General features: G+C 74.6%; 18 protein-coding genes. 8 read left to right on the top strand and 10 right to left on the bottom strand.

The genetic code is table 11. The features are described from left to right. Positions 1-613: 613 nt before the first annotated feature. The 4 genes from D3273_RS09985 to D3273_RS10000 all read right to left on the bottom strand — a co-directional run bounded on the left by D3273_RS09985 (position 614) and on the right by D3273_RS10000 (position 4,977). Entirely contained in the window at positions 614-1,483 is an 870-nt protein-coding gene (locus D3273_RS09985; RefSeq protein WP_129226037.1) for a 4-(cytidine 5'-diphospho)-2-C-methyl-D-erythritol kinase, read from the bottom strand. Between the two features lie 108 nt (positions 1,484-1,591). Further along, on the bottom strand, positions 1,592-3,358 hold the full coding sequence (locus D3273_RS09990; protein WP_129226040.1) for a chloride channel protein: 1,767 nt from the start codon (positions 3,356-3,358) through the stop codon (positions 1,592-1,594). Positions 3,359-3,501: 143 nt separating this feature from the next. Continuing rightward, a complete protein-coding gene (locus D3273_RS09995; protein WP_129226043.1) occupies positions 3,502-4,386 on the bottom strand; it encodes an MBL fold metallo-hydrolase in 885 nt (294 codons plus the stop codon). Between the two features lie 171 nt (positions 4,387-4,557). Continuing rightward, positions 4,558-4,977: a hypothetical protein gene (locus D3273_RS10000; protein WP_129226046.1), complete on the bottom strand. Its 420-nt coding sequence runs from the start codon at positions 4,975-4,977 to the stop codon at positions 4,558-4,560. Between the two features lie 304 nt (positions 4,978-5,281). Here D3273_RS10000 and D3273_RS10005 point away from each other — a divergent pair, with 304 nt between their 5' ends. After that, a complete protein-coding gene (locus tag D3273_RS10005) occupies positions 5,282-5,749 on the top strand; it encodes a nuclear transport factor 2 family protein (RefSeq protein ID WP_129226049.1) in 468 nt (155 codons plus the stop codon). 42 nt (positions 5,750-5,791) lie between these two features. Here the strand turns inward: D3273_RS10005 and D3273_RS10010 are convergent, their stop codons facing one another. Further along, on the bottom strand, positions 5,792-6,220 hold the full coding sequence (locus D3273_RS10010; RefSeq protein ID WP_129226052.1) for a hypothetical protein: 429 nt from the start codon (positions 6,218-6,220) through the stop codon (positions 5,792-5,794). 301 nt (positions 6,221-6,521) lie between these two features. On the opposite strand from D3273_RS10010, the gene D3273_RS10015 reads away from it, so the two are divergent. Further along, positions 6,522-7,478: a ferritin-like domain-containing protein gene (locus D3273_RS10015; protein ID WP_129226054.1), complete on the top strand. Its 957-nt coding sequence runs from the start codon at positions 6,522-6,524 to the stop codon at positions 7,476-7,478. Positions 7,479-7,553: 75 nt separating this feature from the next. On the opposite strand, the gene gspM is transcribed toward D3273_RS10015, so the two are convergent. Genes gspM through gspD form a run of 5 tightly spaced genes read right to left on the bottom strand, consistent with a single transcriptional unit; the run spans position 7,554 to position 13,261 of the window. After that, entirely contained in the window at positions 7,554-8,141 is a 588-nt protein-coding gene (gene gspM / locus D3273_RS10020) for a type II secretion system protein GspM (protein ID WP_129226275.1), read from the bottom strand. Next, positions 8,138-9,235, bottom strand: a complete 1,098-nt coding sequence (locus tag D3273_RS10025) for a PilN domain-containing protein (protein WP_129226057.1) — start codon at positions 9,233-9,235, stop codon at positions 8,138-8,140. The genes gspM and D3273_RS10025 overlap by 4 nt, the downstream gene beginning before the upstream one ends. 10 nt (positions 9,236-9,245) lie before the next feature. After that, on the bottom strand, positions 9,246-10,268 hold the full coding sequence (locus D3273_RS10030; RefSeq protein WP_129226059.1) for a type II secretion system protein GspK: 1,023 nt from the start codon (positions 10,266-10,268) through the stop codon (positions 9,246-9,248). Further along, positions 10,262-10,924 carry an A24 family peptidase gene (locus D3273_RS10035; RefSeq protein ID WP_129226061.1) on the bottom strand — a complete coding sequence of 221 codons (663 nt, stop codon included), beginning with the start codon at positions 10,922-10,924 and terminating at the stop codon, positions 10,262-10,264. Before D3273_RS10035 ends, D3273_RS10030 begins: the two co-directional genes overlap by 7 nt. A gap of 12 nt (positions 10,925-10,936) precedes the next feature. Beyond that, positions 10,937-13,261, bottom strand: coding sequence for a type II secretion system secretin GspD (gene gspD / locus D3273_RS10040; protein WP_165359448.1), 2,325 nt, complete (start codon positions 13,259-13,261; stop codon positions 10,937-10,939). A gap of 113 nt (positions 13,262-13,374) precedes the next feature. Between gspD and D3273_RS10045 the strand changes: the two genes are divergently transcribed. The 6 genes from D3273_RS10045 to D3273_RS10070 are packed head-to-tail and all read left to right on the top strand — an operon-like array spanning position 13,375 to position 18,361. Next, the gene (locus D3273_RS10045; RefSeq protein ID WP_129226067.1) at positions 13,375-15,042 is read left to right on the top strand and encodes a GspE/PulE family protein; all 1,668 of its coding nucleotides are present in this window, start codon (positions 13,375-13,377) and stop codon (positions 15,040-15,042) included. 58 nt (positions 15,043-15,100) lie between these two features. Then, on the top strand, positions 15,101-16,294 hold the full coding sequence (locus tag D3273_RS10050; RefSeq protein WP_129226070.1) for a type II secretion system F family protein: 1,194 nt from the start codon (positions 15,101-15,103) through the stop codon (positions 16,292-16,294). After that, positions 16,295-16,789: a type II secretion system major pseudopilin GspG gene (gene gspG, locus D3273_RS10055; protein WP_245501093.1), complete on the top strand. Its 495-nt coding sequence runs from the start codon at positions 16,295-16,297 to the stop codon at positions 16,787-16,789. After that, positions 16,761-17,240, top strand: coding sequence for a hypothetical protein (locus tag D3273_RS10060; RefSeq protein WP_129226073.1), 480 nt, complete (start codon positions 16,761-16,763; stop codon positions 17,238-17,240). Before gspG ends, D3273_RS10060 begins: the two co-directional genes overlap by 29 nt. Then, positions 17,215-17,718, top strand: coding sequence for a type IV pilus modification PilV family protein (locus D3273_RS10065; RefSeq protein WP_129226075.1), 504 nt, complete (start codon positions 17,215-17,217; stop codon positions 17,716-17,718). The genes D3273_RS10060 and D3273_RS10065 overlap by 26 nt, the downstream gene beginning before the upstream one ends. Further along, positions 17,705-18,361 (top strand): PulJ/GspJ family protein, encoded by a 657-nt coding sequence (locus tag D3273_RS10070; protein WP_129226078.1) that lies wholly within the window; start codon positions 17,705-17,707, stop codon positions 18,359-18,361. The genes D3273_RS10065 and D3273_RS10070 overlap by 14 nt, the downstream gene beginning before the upstream one ends. Positions 18,362-18,391: the final 30 nt, after the last annotated feature.

Consider the following 18,391-nt stretch of genomic DNA (forward strand, 5'->3'; position numbering starts at 1 on the left):
CGCGGGTGGTCCGGCGGCGCCGGACGTCGAAGAGTCTTGGAGATACGAACCGGGCTGCAGACCGTGTGCCAGTTTCGGGCCGGAAGCCCTTCGGGCGCGTGGTCACAGTCAACGTGTGGCGGGTGTCCGTTCTGTGGCGTCCCCCTGCGGCGTCTGCACCTGCGGGGAGTGTGCTCCCCGCCACGACGTCCATGCAAGGACAGCTTTCGCCCGCTGGCAAGCGCCGGACTCGCGTCCAAGACCACGCGTCGCGCGTCAAAAGGTGCGGAATGTCGGCTGAAGGGGCGGTGAATGCCGCAAAAGCCGTCACTTGAGACGTCGGATGCGGGCTCGGCCGCAAAGCCTTGGCCGGGCGGCGGAAGGCGCCCCGGGGGCGCTCGGGGCCGCGCGCGGGGGACGGGCCGGCCGCCATCGCCGGTCAGCCTCGGATGCCGCGGTCCGGCCCTGCGGTGAAAGGCGGCAAGCGGCCGGGCCCGCCCGTTCGATCCGCCCGGCGAGGACCGCTTACCTCACGGGTGCGACATGGCTGCAACAGCGGAGGTGCGGAGGTGCCCCGGCGGCGGCACGGCGCCGGCCGCGGCGGCTACGGGCCCGCCCGCCGGGCCGGGCCCCGTCAGCGCAGCGCGGTCGACCGCACCCACCAGTCCGGCCGGGCGCCGGCGACACGGGCCGCGGCGGCGCGGGCCGCGCGCCGGTCGTCGTAGAGGGCGAAGCAGGTCGAGCCCGAGCCCGACATCCGCACCACGCGGTGGTCCGCCGTGGCGCCGAGCACGTCGATGGCGTCGCCGATCGCGGGAGCGAGCGACAGCGCCGCCGCTTCCATGTCGTTGCGGCCGCCGCGCACGAGGTCGACGAAGGCGCCGTGGCCGAGCCCGTCGTGCGGCACGGGGTGCTCGCCGAGGTGTCGCGCTTCCCCGGGCTCGAACCCCATGCGCTTGAACACCGCTGGCGTCGGCAGGTGGACGCCCGGGTTGGCCAACACGGCGTAGAGCGGGCGCGCCATCAGCGGCAGGCCGAGCCGGTCGCCCGTGCCCGCCATCATGCGCGAGCGCGGATGGACGCAGACGGGCACGTCCGAGCCGGTGGCGCGGGCGGCCGAGCGGACGCGCTCGTCGTCGAGGCCGAGGCCGTTCAGCCGGGCGAGCAGGCGCAGCGCCGCCGCGGCGTCCGACGATCCGCCGCCGATGCCGGCCCCCACCGGCAGGCGCTTCGTCAGGCGGAAGCCGCCCGTGCGCAGGCCGGGCACGCGCCCGGCCAGCGCGCGGGCGGCCTTGAGCACGAGGTTGCCCTCCGTGTCGCCGGCGTCCGTGGCGGTGGGGCCCGACACCGCGAGGCCGAGCGGCGCCGCGGGGTCGAGCGCCAGGACGTCGGCGACGCCGGCGAAGATCACCAGGCTTTCGAGGTCGTGGAAGCCGTCGGGGCGCCGCCGCACGACATGGAGGGTCAGGTTGATCTTGGCGGGGGCGCGGGTCAGCAGGAGCATGCGGCTGCATGGCCCGAAGGTGGCGGACGGGTCAAGGCGAGCGCGGCGGCGGCCGGCTTGCGCAGCACGCCACGGCGGCAGGGCGAGCCGCCCGGCAGGCCGGGGCCGTCACCGCAGCACGTTGTCGGGCTGCTGGCGCTCCAGTTCCTCGCCGTAGCGGCGCAGCGCGTGCGATTCGGTCATCGTGCCGACGACGCGGCGCGTGGCTTCGTGGTCCACCACCACGAGGGCGTCGGCCTCGCCCTTCTCGAACAGGTCGAGCGCTTCGCGCACCGTCATCCACGGCAGGAGCATGCGGTCGCCGAAGCGGCACAGCGTCGACAGCGCGTCGCCGCCGCGGTCGAGCGGCGCGGTGTGGAGGTCGTCCAGCATGACGAGGCCGGCGTATCGGCCGCCCCCGTCCACCACGGCCACCTGCTTGACGGAGCCCAGCGGGAACTTCAGCCGCGCTTCGCGCAGGCTGAGGTCGTGGGCCGCCGTGCGGACGTTGGGCTGCATCAGCGTCTTCACCGACAGTTCGCGCATCCAGCCGACGTCGTGGGGGCCGCGGATGGCTTCCCCGCGCAGGTGGAAGCGCCAGGTCGCGAAGGAATAGCCGAACAGTTCGCGCACGATCAGCGACGACACCACCGCGCCGATCAGCGCCGCGATGGTGATGGGGAAGTTGCCGGTGGTTTCCAGCGCCAGCGCCGTCATGGTCACGGGCGCGCCGATCACCCCGGTGCCCAGCGCCGCCATGCCGGTCAGCGCCGCCAGGTCGGGGTCGAAGTCGAGGTCGGGGAAGAGCTGGAAGCCGACGTCGTGGTACAGGCGGCCGATCAGCGCCCCGATCAGCAGCGACGCGTAGAACAGGCCGCCGCGGAAGCCCGAGCCGAGCGACACCGCCGATGCCGCGCCCTTGAGGGCGATGATGCCCAGGATGGTGAGGGGCGCCAGCGAGGCCACGAGGTCGGTCGACATGGCGCCGTGGCCGGCCCCCAGCACCTGCGGGGTCAGGAGGCCCATGCCGCCGATGAGCAGGCCGCCGATGGGCATGCGCCACGGCGCCGGCACCTTGAGGCGGCGGAACAGCGTTTCGCTGCCCGCCACCGACACCATCAGCACGATGCCGGCGAAGCCGCACAGCGCCCCGATGGCGACGATGTGGCCGAGGTCGCCCGCCCCGATGGTGGCGAGCGAGCCGGGGCGGATGAGGAAGCCGCCGTTCTCGAAGTTGCGGGCGATCTGGCTCGCCACCAGCGCCGAGGTGGCGACGGGCGCCAGCGCCGACACCGTGTAGGTGCCGAGGACGACCTCGAACCCGTAGAAGGCGCCGGCCAGCGGCGCCCCGAAGGCCGCCGCGATGGCGCCGGCCGCCCCGCAGGCGACGAGGAGGCGGAGGTCGCCGCGCCGCGCCGCGAGGGCCAGCCCGAGCCGGGACGCCACCGCCGACGAGATCTGGGCGTAGCCGGCTTCGAGCCCGACGGACCCGCCGGTGCCGCAGGACACCACCGTCTGCACGGTGACGAGCAGGCTGCCCGTCAGCGACAAGCGCCCGCCGAACAGCGCGTTGGCCTCGATGGCGTCGGCGAGCCGCCCCGACATGCGCCGGGCGTAGCGCGACAGCGCCATGAGGGCGAAGCCGCCCGCCACGGGGATCAGCAGCGCCCGCCAGCGCGTCAGGTGCAGGGTGGCGCTGAGCCGCTGGCCGTGCGGCAGGTTGAACAGCACCTCGTGCATGGCCTGCACCGCCCAGCCCATCAGGGCGACGAGGCCGCCCGCCGCGACGCCGATCACCAGGGCGGCCAGCACGAGGCCCGCTTCGCGCGTCCGCACGAAGGTGCGCAGCCATGACGGCAGTTGCCTGCCGGAAATCTTCTGCTCGACGTTGGACAAGGCCCGTCCGGCTGGAAGCACGCGGTCCCGCCTTCATCCTCGTCCGCACATGTGCGCGGGATGAACGGGCGACGGGGCCATCCTTTAAAGATCGACCGCCGCGGTGCAACGGCCGATGTGCGAGGGGGCGGCGCCGGGCGGGCTCACGCCCCGTGCGCCGCGGCGGCCCGCTGCCGTTCCCGGTACACCAGGGTCTGGCCTTCGCGGGCCACGAAGGAGCCCGGCAGGGCGGCGGCGAGTTCGGCTTCGATGCCCGCCAGCACGGCGTCGTCGTGGCCCTTGTGGTGGTGGTAGGCCGCCAGCGCCCGGGCGCCCGCGGCCCGGCACAGCGCCACGCCGGCGTTCCAGGTGGAATGGCCCCAGCCGCGGCAGCGCGGAAGCTCGGCTTCGGTGAACATGGCGTCGTAGATGACGAGGTCGGCGTCGCGGCAGAACGCCACCACATCGGCGTCGGGGCCGGCGTCGGCGTGTTCCATGTCGGACACGTAGCACACGCGCCGCCCGGCGTGGTCAAAGCGATAGGCCGTGGCCCCGCCGGGGTGGCGCAGCGGGCAGGTGGCCACCGTCACGCCGTCCTCGAAGGTCAGCGTTTCCCCCGCCCGGAACCCGACGTGCTCGATGCGGCCCGGCAGCACGTCGAGCGTCACGGGGAACAGGGGTGGGGCGAACATGTGATCCAGCGCCGCCTTGGCGCTGTCCCCCCCCTGGTTGCCGCAGAAGATGCGCAGGCAGCCCTTGTCCTTGAGGATCGGCGAGAAGAACGGCAGGCCGGCGACATGGTCGTGGTGGAGGTGGCTGAGCAGGAGGTCGATGCGGCCCGCGCCGGCGCCGAGCAGCGCCATGGCGCGCCCCGCCGCCTCGAAGCCGCTGCCGGCGTCCACGACGAAGAGGCGCCGGCCCAGGCGGACCTCGACGCAGCAGGTGTTGCCGCCGTAGACGACCGTGCCGGGACCCGGCATCGGCAGGGAACCCCGCGTGCCCCAGAACCGCACCGACAGGTCGCCGTCCACGCCCCGTTCAGGCTCCATGGTGTCGCCGCCGTCGCGCCATCGATCGCACTCTTCCCCCCGGCGACCGCCCCCTCGTCCGCTGTCGTTGGGCCGCCGACCGATGGTCGCGCAAGCAGAAGCGTTGCGCAAGTCGCGCGTGGAATTGTCGGACCGTTTCCGTTGGACGGCGCCGGCGGCGCGCGGGCCGGCTCAGGCGGGGTGCCGCGCCATGCCGAGGCAGGAGGTCGCCGCCATGAGCACCAGGCTGAAGGTGCGGATGGTGTTGCGCGACGAACGGTAGCGGCTCGTGACGATGTCGACGAGCTCCTCGAGGATGAGGTCGTTGGCGTCGTCCACCAGCCCGTCGGGCAGGCCGAGGCTGTCGGCGGCGCGGCGGAGCTCCTCCAGGGCCGCCGACACGGTGGCGGGGTGGTTGAACAGCACCATGCGCCACAGGCGGCAGTGCTTGCGCGCCATCGCCACCGTGCCGGCCTCGTCGACCATGCGGGCGTAGCTTTCGACGGCGCGGTCGATGACGATCGGCTCCGCCCATTGCCACATGGTGCGGCGCGCCTCGTCCAGGTTGGCGGACCGGCGGTCGAAGGACGAGAACTCGGGGTGGATCCCCATGGTGCGGCTCCGCGATCGGCCCGACCCCATCGCGCGATCGCCGACGAGCCCCGACCTCCAGTTGCGAGACCGTCCGCGACCCCCGCGGCGAAGCCCCGCTTCGACGCCGGCCCGACGGGCTCCGGATCGACCCGGCGGACGGCCGGCGTCGCGGCGGCGTCGGGTCGATGCGGGACCATCGCGGATCAGGGTAAACGAACGCTCAACGGCACCGCGCCCCGCCGCCGGCGCCCGGCGCCCCCCTTGGCGGCGGCGGCGGCCCGTCCCATGCTCGAAGCCCGTCCCCGCGCCGAGGTTCCGCCGCATGACCGCCCGCCCGCCCCTGCCCCCCTTCACCGCCGACACCGCCGCCGTGAAGGCGCGCCGCGCCGAGGACGCCTGGAACGGGCGCGACCCCGCCGCCGTGGCGCTCGCCTACACGGAGGACAGCGAATGGCGGAACCGCTCCGAGTTCCTCGTCGGCCGCGACGCCATCCGGGCCTTCCTGGAGCGGAAATGGGCGCTGGAGTTGGATTACCGGCTCATCAAGGAGGTGTGGGCCTTCGCGGGAAGCCGGATCGCGGTGCGCTTCGCCTACGAATGGCGCGACGACGCGGGATCCTGGTTCCGCTCCTACGGCAACGAGAACTGGGACTTCGACGCGCAGGGGCTGATGCGCCGCCGCATCGCGTCCATCAACGACCTGCCGATCGCGGCGAGCGACCGCAAGTTCCACTGGCCCGCCGGGCCGCGGCCGGACGGCCACCCGGGCCTGACCGACCTCGGGCTGTGACGCCGGCGGCCCCCTGGTCGGGCCGTCGGGACGTGCCGGGCTTCACCGCGCGGGTGTGGGCAGGCCCACCGTCACGCTGCGGGCATCGCGCGTGAGGACGATGGCGCGGGGCCGGATCTCCGCCACGGTCCAGCCGTCCACGGTGCCCCCCAGGGCCACGTGGATCGGCGCCGCATCCTGGGGCCGACGGACCAGCGCGATGCCGCTCCCGCCCCCGGTGATGACGCCGCTGAGCGTCAGGTCGGGGGGCGGGAGGGGAAGCGCGGCCGGCGCCGGTGCGTCGAGCGGAGCGGGGGGAGCCGCGGGGGGCCGCCGGGTGGGCGAGAACAGCGGCCGCTCGACCATCGCCCGGAACCGGCCGTCCGGCGCGGGATCGGCCCGCGCCGGCACCGGCGGGAAAGCCAGCGCGGCCGCCGAAGCGGCGGCCAGGGCGGCAAACGGCGCGGCGCGGCGCATCGCTCGTGTCACCATGGCCCGCCTCCCGCCCGCGTTTCGCGGCGGGAGCGATAGCACGGCGGGCCCCCCGGCGCGACGGCGGCACCGGCGGCCGCGGGACGCCGGCGCGGCGCTCCCTGCGACATATTCACAGCCAAACTGTCATGGAGTGATGTATTTCTGCCACAAGATTGGGCTGGCCGCACAGAATTTCGACGCCTTTCGGCCTGCATCTTGTCAGGGCTCTTTCCACCGCTAGCCTAACTCGGGGCACGGGAGTTCATCGATGGAAGGCTGGTCAGCGCCATCGGACCGAAGCACCAGGGAGACGAAGAGCATGTCTGACAACAAAGACCTCGAAGCCGCCATCGCCAAGCCGACCATCGACCTCGAAGCCGGCCGCCGCGCCTTTCTGAAGACCGCCGGCATGGGCACCGCCCTCGCGGCGCTCGCGGCCGTCGGTTCCGGCGAGGCCCAGGCGGCCACCGCCGACTACGACGTGGCGATCCTGAACTTCGCCCTCAACCTCGAATATCTCGAGGCCGAATTCTATCAGCGCGCCGTGTACGGCGTCGGCCTGCCGTCGAGCCTGACGGGCGGCATCGGCACGCAGGGCGGCGGCGTCCGCGGCGGCAGCAAGGTGCCGTTCAAGAATTCCGTGGTCCAGAGCCTCGCGGCCGAGATCGCCAACGACGAGAAGAACCACGTCATCTTCCTGAAGAACGCGCTGGGCAGCCAGGCGGTCGCCGAGCCGGTCATCTCGCTCGACTCGTCCTTCACGGCGCTGGCCCAGGCCGCCGGCATCCCGGGCACGTTCAACCCCTACGCCGACGACACCAGCTTCCTGCTCGCCGCCTACGTGTTCGAGGACGTCGGCACCACCGCCTACAACGGCGCGGCGCCCTTCATCACCAACAAGAGCTACCTCGCGGCCGCGGCCTCCATCCTGGCCGTCGAGGCCTATCACGCCGCCACCATCCGCACGACGCTGTTCTCCCAGCAGAACGGCACCGTGACGGGCATCACCGGGCTGATCTCGAACCTCCGGGCGAAGCTGTCGCAGGCGGCCGACGACCAGGGCATCGGCGCCAGCGAGAGCACGCTCGACGGCGGCTTCCCGTCCCCGGTCAACATCACGCCGACGGACCCGAACGGCCTCGTCTTCGCCCGCACGCCCCGCCAGGTTCTCAACGTGGTGTACGGCGGCATCGGCGCGTCGAGCGGCGTGTTCTTCCCGAACGGCGCCAACGGCGGCCCGGGCTTCAACGCCCTGCTGAAGGCCACCGGCGGCTAGTCCACACGGCAACACGGCCGGCGCCCTGCGCCGGCCCTTCCGGGGGGCGGACGGCCGCGAGGCCGCCCGCCCCTTCTATTTCGGCGCCGCCGCACCCGGCCGCCAGAAGGCGCCGAGCGTCAGGCTCATCCGGAGCCGCGGCGATTGCGGGTCGCCCAGGGCCGCCTGGTCGACCTCGGCGGGCTCGATCGCGAGGCCGTCGACCAGCACGGTCGGGGTGCCGCCCTCGAGCCTGACCAGGAAGGCCTGCAGGGCATCGTTCGGCCCTTCCACCACCGCCTGGTCCTCGATGCGGGTGCCGAGGCCGGCATCCGCGCCGCCCGGCTCGTCCGGCTTGGCGTCCGCCCGGTTCGACAGGAGCGACAGGCCCGCCGCGGCGGCGAGCGCGCGCAGGTTCGAGTCGACGGCCGCCGCCGCCAGGGTGGCGCTGTCGGCCGCCACGAAGGGATCGGCGAGGCGCGCCGCGGGGGCCACCTGGGCGCGCCGGCTCGCCGCGACGCCGCGCTCGAGCAGGTCCGCCTTGGCGTCCCGCTCCTCGCCAGCCGCCGACAGGTCGGCCCAGCTCGCCCCGACGGCGGCCAGCGCGCCGAGCAGAAGCGCCCCGAGCAGCAGGGTGGCGCCGAGCGGCCGGCCGAGGGTGATGGAAACGTTGCGCGGCGTCACGGCGCGGCCCGCGCCACGGGGGAAGCGGCGTCGCCCTGCGGCGGCCCGGCATGGTCGGACCGCGGCGGCAGGGCCTTCATCTCCAGCGTGAAGCGGTCGCCGCCGCCCGCCTCGGCCCGCGTCGTCGCGGCACCGAAGGCCACGGCCGCGAAGTCGCCGGAGGTTTCGAGCGCGGGCACCAGCGCCGACGGCTCGCCCGACACGCCCGCCACCGTGACGTGGTCGCCGTCGATCGACAGCGCGGTGAGGTGGGCCGAATCCGGCAGGGCGGCCGACAGGGCGTCGATCACGGCGACGGCCGACGGCCGCGCTTCCCGCAGGGCCCGCAGCTTCCCGGCCGCAGCGCCGCCGGGGTCGGCGGCCCGCCGCTCGCGCGCCAGCACGGCCTTGCGCCCGTCGAGCACGCGGTCCTGCTCGTCGATGTCGTCGCGCACCTGGGCGCCCTGCCATTGCAGCACGCCGACGAGGGCCACGGCGGCGAGGGCCAGCGCGCCGAGCCCCCCCACCACGCCGCGGCGCAGCGCGGCGGCTTGGTGCGACCGCCCCCCGCCGATCGAGATGGCGGCAGCCCCGGCGGGGTCGTCGGCGCCGCGAAGCCGCACCCCCTTCGGGTGCAGCGGTTCCACGGCGGCGAGCGCGCGGGCGACGAGCCGCTTCGGCATCACCGCCACCGCCACGGCGAGGCGGGCCGGATCGTCCGGCATCGGGCGGTCGAGGATGCGGTAATGCGTGTCGCCGACGCGCCACGGCGTCACGCGCTCGATCTGGTGGCGCACGAAGGCGTCGAGGAAGGGCCGGCTCGCCAGCGCCACGGGGTCGAGTTCGCGGCGCGCGATCCAGGCCGCGGGCACCACCACGTCCACGGCGGCGCCCGCCAGGCGGCGCGGCAGGTCGGCGGGCTCGAACAGGGCCGGCCCGTCGCCGGGCGTCAACCGGCCGAGCCGGGCCCCGTCGGCGCCCAACACGGCGACCTCGGGACCGCCGAACTCGATGCGGACCGGCGCCGCACGGCGCGCGCGGTCGAGCCCCCACAGCAGGGCCTCGACGAGCCCCTCGACGAACCAGGTCCACCACGTCCCGAGCTTGCTCAGCATCGATGCACCATCAGGGCAGCACGCGCCACGACACCACGACCGGCAGGGCATTCCCGCCGCCCGGCCCGGGCGGGGCGCCCGGCGGCGGGCTCGAAGCCCCCGGCGGGGGCGCCCCGGAGGGCGGGTCGGCGGGAGGCGCCAGGACGATCTCGTAGCGCCGCTCGTAGCGGTTCGCCACCCGCACCCGCGCCACGGCCCGCACGGCTTCGGAATCGGTGAAGCCGACGAAGTCGCGCGACGGGATCGGGAGCAGCGCCAGCGCCGATTCCTTGTCGACGAACCCCGCCCGCCGGCGCCGCAGGTAGTCGTCGGCCCGCTCGTCGCCGCCGAGCAGCGCCATCAGCACCGTGCGGTCGGCCAGGACGGGATCGACGGTGGCGGCGCCGCTGCTCACCGTCAGCGACGGCAGCACGCGGCGCGCCAGCGCGTCGGACAGGCCCCAGTCGGCCGCGACTTCGGACAGGTCGCGGATCGCGGCGGGGCCGGACGCGGCCTTGGGCTTGGCGGCCGGCCCGAGGGCATCCACGGAAGCGCGGATCGCCGCCAGCCCGCCGAGCGGCGGGGCGGAGCCGTCGCCCCCGCCGGGCTGGGCCGGCTTGGCGCGGGCCGCCGCCTCGGCGCGGAACCGCGCCACGCGGGCCGCGACGGCGGCGGCCTCCGAGGGCTCGGCGCCGCAGGCGGCGAGGAGCGCCGCCACCAGCGGCACCGGCGCCGCGTTGGCATCCACGCGGGCCGATTCCGACAAGTAATCGATCGTCACGTCGGCGCCGGGCAGCCGGAGCCCGATGGCCCCGCCGCGCTTCGCCGCGGCGTCGCCGGTGGCGAGGCGGTAGGCCAGCGCGTCGGCGGCGCCGCGGCCGAGCGCGTCGGCCCGCACGCCGTCGGCGAAGACCGCGGCGGCGCGGGCCCCGCTGAGGCCCGTCCGCATGGCGCTCGCCGCCAAGGTCGCCAGAAAGGCGGAGAACATCAGCACGACGAACAGCGCGGCCCCGCGCCGCGGGTCGCGCGCCGGGACCCGGGCCGCCGTCACCACGGGAACAGCCCGGCATCGCGCAGCGGCGGAGCCAACACGAGCACCAGCCAGGCGGCGGGCGCCAGGAAGGCGCCGAAGGGCACGGCGGTGTCGCGCAGGGTGCCGCCGCGGCGGGTGGCCAGCAGCACCGCGATGGCGCCGAGCGCCGCGACCTCCAGCGCCAGCGCGGCGTCGGCCGGCGTCAGCGACACCGCGCAGGCGCCGGCGAGCTTCACATCGCCGAAGCCGAGCGCGTCGCGCCCCCCGGCGCGGAAGGCCGCCCCGATGGCCCAGAAGACCGCGAAGGCCCCCGCGCCGGCCGCGGCAGCGTCGCGCAGCGCGGCGGAGGCCGCGGCGATCCCCTCGCCCGACAGCCAGGGCACCCCGGCGGCCGTCGCCAGGCCCAGGGCCGCGAGGGCGAGCGAGGCTTCGTCGGGGATGACGAAATGCAGGCGATCGGAGTGCACGACCGCCACCGCGACCGCCCAGAAGGCGAGCGCCGCGGCGAGCATCAGGGCCGCCGCCCTCTCGCCGCCGCCGGGCGACAGGACCGGCGGCAGGAGCACCGCCAGGGCCAGGGCCCAGCCGGCCAGCAGCGCCGCCCATTCGGCCCGCCGCCAGGGCGTCGGTGCGGCGTCGCCGAGGGTCGCGGGGGCTTCGGCCGGGAAGCAGCGCATGGCGCCCGCCCGTCAGTAGCGGCGGACGATCGGCCGGTCGGGCGTGCGCTGCATCGACTGGAGCCGGTCGTGGAACTCTTCCGTCACCTGCTCGGCGTCGGCGGCGTTGGAGATGATCTGCGGCTTGATGAAGATGATGATCTCGGTGCGGTTCACCGCCGAATCGTGGCTGGTCAGCAGGTCGTTGAGGAAGGCGATCGAGCCGACGCCCGGGATGCCGGACCGGTCGTTGGAGCGCGTGTCGCTGATCAGGCCCGCCAGCATCACGGTTTGGCCGTTCGACACCGCCACGGAGGAGCGCACGCGACGCTGGGAGATGGTGGGCGTGAGGGTGGACGAGTCGGTCGCCACCACGGCGCTCACCTGCTGCTCGATGTCCAGCGTGACGACGCCGTTGGCGTTCACCTTGGGCAGGACGTTGAGGATGATGCCGGTATCCTTGTAGTCGACGTTGTTGACCACGGGGGACAGCGAGTTTTCCGTGGACTGCGCCGTGCGGGTGAGGATGGGCACCTGGTTGCCGACCTGAAGGACGGCGGGCTGGCGGTCCAGCACCACCAGCGACGGCGACGACAGGATCTTGACGCTGGTGTAGCCCTGCAGCGCGTTGACCAGGACGCGCGGGCTCGCGAGGCCGCCGGCGAGCAGGTTCAGCCCGGCCGTGTTGAGGCTCGACACCTGGAGGTTCTGCGCGCCGCTGAGCCCCAGCGTGCGGTTGCCCTGCAGGAAGAACTGCACGCCGTACTGGAGCTGGTCGGTCAGCGTCACCTCGGCGATGGTGGCCTCGATGTCGACCTGCACGGGCTGCCGGTCCATCTGGTGGATGGCGCGCTCGATGAGCTTGTAGTCGGGCGCGCTGGCGTTGATCAGCAGCGAGTTGCTGTTGGGGTCCGCGGTGACGCGGACCTTGGCGCCGCCCCCGGCACCGCCGCCGCCGCGCAGCGCGGCGGTGTCGGCGCTCGACGCCGCCGCGGAGCCCCCGCCCCCGCCGCCGCTCGCCATGGCGGCCTTCAGCACCCCGAAGGGCGAGCCCGCGCCGCCGTTGGCGGCATCCGCCCCGCCGCCGCCGCCGAGGGTCGCGCCCGTTCCCGAGCCGGTGCCGGTCCTGGTGCCGCCCGTGGCGGGCGCCTGGCTCGACACGGAGCCGTAGCCGCTGGGCTCGAGCTGGTCCTTGTCGGAATCGCCCTGGGACGAGCCGCCGCCCCCGCCCGAGCCGAACAGGTCGTTCAGCGCCGCCGCCACGGCCTTGGCCTGGGCATATTGCAGCTTGTAGACCTTGACGCCGCCGGCCCCCGCGTCGCCGCGGTCGAGCCGCGCGACCCATTTGCGCACGAGGTCGATGCCGCCGCCCGTGCGGGCCACCGCCAGCACGGCGTTGGCCCGCGTCATGGGCTGGAGCTGGATGGCGCCCTGCGCCATGCCGCCCTCGCCGCTGTCGATGATGCGGTTGAGCTCGGAGATGATCGTGTCGGGCGCGGTGTTGGCGACCGGCAGGATGGCGACCGACTTCGAGCGGAGCCAGTCGACGTCGACCGTGTTGGCGGCCTCGATGGCGGAGCGGCGCTCGGACGCCGTGCCGGTGATGATGACGAGGTTGGTGCCCGGATCGGTCTTGATCGAGCCCGGGCGGCTGCCGAAGCCTTCCAGCAGCTTGCCGAGGTTCGCGGCCGGCATGTAGCGGGCGGTGATGACCGAGGTGCCGTAGCCTTCCCCGACCTCGCGGCCCGTCACGGTGCCGATGCCGCCGGGGTCGGCGGTGGGCACCACGCGGTACAGGTCCTGGTCCTTGACCACGGTGGCGCCGAGGCTCGACAGCGCCGTTTCCAGCAGCGGCACGAGCCGGGCCTTGGCGACGGGCTGCGACGACGTCAGCGTGACCTGCCCGACCACGCGCTTGTCGACGAGGAAGTTGGCGTGGAGGATGTCGCCGAGGATCGCCTTGGCGACCGCGCCGACATCGGCGCTTTCGAAGTTGAGCTGGTAGCCGTTGCCGGCGGGCGTCACGCCGTCGACCGTCGCCACGGCCTCGGCGGGCGAGGCGGCGTCGGCCGCGCTCACCGCCACGGCGGCGGCGGGCGGCGCGGCGCCGGACGCCGCCGCCGAGCCGCGGTACATGGCGGCATCCTGGCGCGGCGAACCGGTCAGGTCGCCGTAGCGGCCCTTGGGGATCGGGCCGCGGGCGGCGAAATCCGGGCTGGGGATGTTGTCGGCGCCCGTGGCGCCGAGATTCGGCGACAGCGGCCCGTCACATCCCGCCAGCGCCAGGGCCCACAGGCCCAGCGCGACGGTCCCAAGTAACCGGCGGCCGCGCGATTGGGGTGAAACCGTGTCTGTCAAGCATCGATTCCGAAGAGGGACCGCACCGGCGCCGTCTTTTTTTGGACTAGACGAGGAATTTAACGTTAGAGTAACGCCCAGATGCTGTCCAGATCGCCGGGTCCCCTGCCGCCATGAGCCATCAGGCATTCGCTGAAAAATTGGTTAACATCGGGCTGCTGACGCCCGGGCAGATCGAGCCCGCGCGGCCCGAGCGCGGCGGCCGGGTCGCCTGGGGCAAGCGGCTGCTCGCGGCGTCGCGCCTGCGGCCGGGCGACTTTGCCGACCTGCTGGCCGAAGCGCAGAACCTGCCCCGCGCCCGGCTCGACGCGCTGCGCCGCGGCACGTCGCTGGCGTCGGAATTCTCCGTGCCCTTCCTGCACGAGGTGGGGCTGTTCCCGTATCGCGCCGCCGACGGCAGCCTCCGCCTCGCCGCCGCCGACCCCTTCGACGCCGACGCCGTGGACGCCGTGACGATGACGCTCGGCGGCGAGGTGGTGCTCGAAGTGGCCTCCTTCGAGGACGTCGAGATCGCGCTCGACGCCGAAGTCCGGCCCGAAGGCGACGACGCCAAGGAGGACGCGCCCGACGCGGGCCCCGACAATTCCGACAGCCTGCGCGACCTCGCCAGCGGCGCCCCGGTGGTGCGGGCGCTCGACGACGTGTTCGACCAGGCGGTGTCGCTCCGGGCGTCGGACATCCATTTCGAGCCGCTCGGCCGCGACATCCAGGTGCGGGTGCGCGTCGACGGCGTGCTGAGGACGATCCCCGCCCCGCGCTCGGCGCCGGCGCGCGCCATCGTGTCGCGCATCAAGATCCTGGCCGGGCTCAACATCGCGGAGCACCGCCAGCCGCAGGATGGGCGCATGCGCATCAAGGTGCGGGCGCGGGACTTCGACGTCCGCGTCGCCACCATGCCGACCACCCGCGGGGAAGCCGCGATCCTGCGCCTGCTCGACCGCGGCGGCCGGCTGCCCGCCTTCGCCGACCTCGGCTTCAACCCGCGCGACCGCGCCGTGCTGGCCGACAAGCTGACGCAGCCCCACGGCATGATCGTGGTGACGGGGCCGACCGGCTCCGGCAAGACCACAACGCTGACGGCGGCGCTGGCCTCCCTCAACGATTCCACCCGCAAGATCCTCACCGTCGAGGACCCGGTGGAATACGAGATCGAGGGGGTGAACCAGAGCCAGGTGCGCCCCGCCGTGGGGCTCACCTTCGCGACGGCGCTGCGCGCCTTCATGCGGCAGGACCCCGACGTCATCATGGTGGGCGAGGTGCGCGACCCCGAGACCGCCAAGATCGCCGTCCAGGCGTCGCTGACCGGCCATCTCGTGATGACGACGCTGCACACCAACACGGCGGCGGCGGCCGTGACGCGCCTCGTCGACATCGGCGTGGAGCGCTACCTCATCGCGTCCACGCTGTCGGCCGTGGTGGGGCAGCGGCTGGTGCGCACGCTCTGCCTCGAATGCCGCCGGCCGTTCACGGTGACGGCCGAGGACGTGGCCCGCAACCCGCGCATCGCCGGGCTGGGGCTCCAGGCCGGCACGGCGCTGTTCGAGCCCGTCGGCTGCGAGCGCTGCGGCGGCACCGGCTACCGGGGGCGACGCCCGATCTTCGAATGCTTGGAGATCACCGAAGCGGTGCGGCGGGAAATCCTGGCCGGCGCCGACGACGCCGCCATCGAGCGGGCCGGCATCGCGGGCGGCATGGCGACGCTGGTCGAGGACGGCAAGGCCCGCGCCCTCGAAGGGCTGACCTCCGTCGACGAGGTGTTCCGCGTGGCGGCGCTGCGGTGACGGGCGCCGTGCCGGCGCTGGACGCGAGGCGCGGCCCCCGCCCCGGCCGGGCCGGCTGATGGCGCGCTTCCGCTACACCGCCGTCGGCCCCGACGGGCGCGCCATGGCGGGCGAGATCGAGGCGCCCGACCCGGCCGCCGCCGCCGCGGATTTCGGCACGCGCGGCGTCATGCTGCAGTCGCTCGACCGGCTGAAGGAGGACGGCACGGGCCTGCTGTCCTCGCCGCCGAGCCCGCGCGCCATCACGCGCTTCCTCGGCGAGCTCGCCCTGATGCTGCGCTCCGGCCTGCCGCTCGACGAAGCGCTGGCGCTGAGCGCGGAAGGCCAGCCCGCGAGGCTCGGCCGCATCGTGCTCGGCGTGCGGCGCGAGGTGCTGGGGGGCGCGAGCTTCGTCCAGGCGCTGGAGCGCCACCCGGAAGTGTTCACCAGGGATGTCGTCGCGATGGCGCGGATCGCCGACGCGACCGGCGACCTCGCGGGCGTGTTCGCCGCCGTGGCGGCGCAGCGCGAGCGCAACCACCGCCTGGCCGAGAAGGTGACGGGCTCGCTGCGCTACCCGGCCTTCCTCGTCGTGTCCGCCGTGGGCGTGCTGGTCTTCTTCCTGGTCAACGTCATCCCCAACTTTTCCGGCCTGTTCGCGGATTCGGGCAGCGACCCCGGCGCGCTGGTGCGCTTCGTGCTCGCCCTGTCGGACGGGCTCATCGCCAACGAGACGAACCTGGAAGCCGGGCTCGCCGGGCTGCTGCTGCTCGGGTTCCTGGCGTGGCGCACGGCGTCGGTGCGCCGCGCGCTCTTCGCCGGCTTCCTGCGCCTGCCCGGCATCCGCAACATCTGGGGCCTGTGGCGGACGTCGCGATTCCTGTCCAACCTGTCGGTGCTGCTCGGCCAGGGCGTGCCCCTGACGGAAGCCCTGAAGGTGCTGGAGGACGCCGTCGGGGCGGACGGCCGCGCCATGCTGGCCACCGTCGGCGACGCCGTGCGGCGCGGCGGGCGTTTGCACGAGGCCCTCGCTCAGGTAAAGCTGCTGCCGCCGGTGGCGACCCGCATGGTGCGCATCGGCGAGGAGACGGGCGAGCTGTCCAAGGTCGCGGGCGAAGCCGGCGGCCTCTACGCGGTGCAGCTCGAGAAGAGGCTCGACGCCCTGTCGGCGGTCATCGGGCCGACCGCGATCGTGTTCATCGCGGGGCTGATCGGCGGGCTGATGGTCACCATCATGTCGGCCCTGGTCAGCGTCAACCAGGCGGTGCTGTAGATGACGGACGGGATGGACGGGCGGGTGTCGGCCGGCACGGGGATCGCGCTGCGCGACCGCGCCGGGCGGCTGCGGCGGGTGGCGGTGCGCACGGCGGGCTTCACCCTGGTCGAGATGCTGGTGGTGCTGGCCATCATCGGGTTGCTGGTGGGGCTGGTCGCGCCGCGCGTCTTCGGCCAGCTCGCCGAAGCCAAGGTCCGCACCGCCCACATCCAGATCGAAAGCTTCAAGAACGCCCTCGACCTGTTCTACCTCGACGCCGGCCGCTACCCGACGACCCAGGAAGGCCTGCAGGCGCTGAACACCCGGCCGTCCAACGTGGCGAGCTGGGGCGGCCCCTACGTCAAGGGCACCAACGTGCCGAAGGACCCCTGGAACCGCGCCTACAATTACCGGGCGCCGGGCGGCAACGGCCGCCCCTACGACATCACCTCCGACGGGCCCAACGGCAAGGGAGGCGAACCCGATGGCGCGAACCAGATCGCCAGCTATTGAGCGGCCGGCCGACTCGTCGCGGGGCGGCTACGTCCTGATCGAGGCGCTGGCCGCGCTGGCGATCACGATCCTGCTCCTGTCCTTCGCCTACCCGCTGGTGGCGGGGGGCACGACGCCGCCGCGGATGCTGGCGCTCGTCAGCTCCTCCGTGTCGCTGCTGCGCGACGCCCGCACGGCCGCGATGGCGAGCGGAAAGCCCGTCGCGGCGCGGTTCGACGCCGGCCGCCGTCGCCTGTCCGCGCGGAACGCCGGCGTGACGATCCCCGCCGACGTCGCCTTCAGCCTCACGGCGGGCGGCAACTGCCGCACCGGCGAAGGCGCCGCCGCCGTGCTGTTCCGGCCGGACGGGTCCGGCTGCGGCGCGGTGCTGCGCTTCGCGAAGGGGCCGCAGGTGCTGCGGGCGCGCGTCAACTGGGCGGACGGCCATGTCGACGTCGTCCAGGGCGGGTAGAGGGAGCCGGCGCGGCTTCACGCTGGTCGAAGCGCTTGTGGCGCTGGTCGTGGCCGGGCTGGTCCTGCCGGCGCTGGCGCGCGCCATGGGGGGCGCCTGGAGCGCGACGCGCGCGCCCATGGACGTCGTGTCGGCCATCGTGCTGGCCCGCGACGTCGCCGAAGGCGGCGCGGTTCCGCCCGACGCGCGGGGTCGCGGCTACGCGGCCGAGCGGCGCGACAGCGCCGCGACCGTGCTGGTGCTGGCGTCCGACGTCGCTCCCGCGCCGCGCGACGCCGGCAAGGGCGAGGACGCGTCCGACCTCCACCCGGAAGCCACGCCGTCCGCCATCAGGCTGGCCGTGCCGAAGGGCCTCGGCGGGCCGCCGCCCGGCGCGGCGCCGAGCGTGCAGCTCCGGCGCGTGTCCGTGTCGGTCCGCACGCCCGCGGGGCGGCGTGTGACGCTCGACACCGTGAAGGTCGCCGATGCGCCGAACTGACGCCCGTCGGTCCCGCGACCCGCGCGCCGGCTTCACGCTGATCGAGGTGCTGGCCGCGCTGGTGGTGACGGGGGCCGTCGTGGCGGTGGTGCTGCCCTACGCGGCCCGCCTCGCGACCCATTGGTGGATCGGGGAAGCGACGGTGGAAGCGGCGGACGGCTGGATGCAGGCGGTGAGCCGCATGGGGGACGACGTGGCCCAGGCGGTGCCCTACGGGCTCGGCGACGGCGACGGCGCGCCGGCCGCGGCGTTCCAGGCCGGGCCGGACGGCATCGCCTTCGTGCGGCCGGCGCTGGGCGGGGGCGCGGCGCTCGAAGCCGTGAGCTACGAGGTGCGCGCGTCGCCCGCCGGCGGCGCGCTGGTGCGGCGGAGCCGACCCTTCGACCCGGCCACCTTCGGGCGCGGCGTGGGCGGCACGTCGGCGACGCTGCTCGACGGGCCGTTCCGCTTCCGCATCGTGGAAGTGGCGGCGGACGGCAGCCGGCGCCGCGGCTGGGCCCCGGCGGACGGCATGCCGGCCGCGGTGGAACTGTCCGCGGAGGGGACGGGGCGCGCGCCCGTGCCCGCCGCCCCCGTGCTGATGCCGATCCCCGCGCGCGCGCCCGCGGTGGCGAGATCGGCGGCCGCGGGCGGGAAAGGCTGAAACCCGCGGACCGCGGCCGACGGCGCCGGC

This window comes from Lichenibacterium minor (assembly GCF_004137685.1).
GTDB classification, from domain to species: domain Bacteria; phylum Pseudomonadota; class Alphaproteobacteria; order Rhizobiales; family Beijerinckiaceae; genus Lichenihabitans; species Lichenihabitans minor.

Excerpts from the sequence above, each read along its gene's own strand:
- D3273_RS10035 (WP_129226061.1), bottom strand. The coding sequence starts at position 10,924 with ATGCGCTGCTTCCCGGCCGAAGCCCCCGCGACCCTCGGCGACGCCGCA.
- D3273_RS10070 (WP_129226078.1), top strand. The coding sequence starts at position 17,705 with ATGCGCCGAACTGACGCCCGTCGGTCCCGCGACCCGCGCGCCGGCTTC.
- D3273_RS09985 (WP_129226037.1), bottom strand. The coding sequence starts at position 1,483 with ATGCTCCTGCTGACCCGCGCCCCCGCCAAGATCAACCTGACCCTCCAT.
- D3273_RS10005 (WP_129226049.1), top strand. The coding sequence starts at position 5,282 with ATGACCGCCCGCCCGCCCCTGCCCCCCTTCACCGCCGACACCGCCGCC.
- gspG (WP_245501093.1), top strand. The coding sequence starts at position 16,295 with ATGACGGACGGGATGGACGGGCGGGTGTCGGCCGGCACGGGGATCGCG.
- D3273_RS10060 (WP_129226073.1), top strand. The coding sequence starts at position 16,761 with ATGGCGCGAACCAGATCGCCAGCTATTGAGCGGCCGGCCGACTCGTCG.
- D3273_RS10015 (WP_129226054.1), top strand. The coding sequence starts at position 6,522 with ATGTCTGACAACAAAGACCTCGAAGCCGCCATCGCCAAGCCGACCATC.
- D3273_RS09995 (WP_129226043.1), bottom strand. The coding sequence starts at position 4,386 with ATGGAGCCTGAACGGGGCGTGGACGGCGACCTGTCGGTGCGGTTCTGG.
- D3273_RS10050 (WP_129226070.1), top strand. The coding sequence starts at position 15,101 with ATGGCGCGCTTCCGCTACACCGCCGTCGGCCCCGACGGGCGCGCCATG.
- D3273_RS10045 (WP_129226067.1), top strand. The coding sequence starts at position 13,375 with ATGAGCCATCAGGCATTCGCTGAAAAATTGGTTAACATCGGGCTGCTG.
- D3273_RS10065 (WP_129226075.1), top strand. The coding sequence starts at position 17,215 with ATGTCGACGTCGTCCAGGGCGGGTAGAGGGAGCCGGCGCGGCTTCACG.
- D3273_RS10010 (WP_129226052.1), bottom strand. The coding sequence starts at position 6,220 with ATGGTGACACGAGCGATGCGCCGCGCCGCGCCGTTTGCCGCCCTGGCC.
- D3273_RS10000 (WP_129226046.1), bottom strand. The coding sequence starts at position 4,977 with ATGGGGATCCACCCCGAGTTCTCGTCCTTCGACCGCCGGTCCGCCAAC.
- D3273_RS10025 (WP_129226057.1), bottom strand. The coding sequence starts at position 9,235 with ATGCTGAGCAAGCTCGGGACGTGGTGGACCTGGTTCGTCGAGGGGCTC.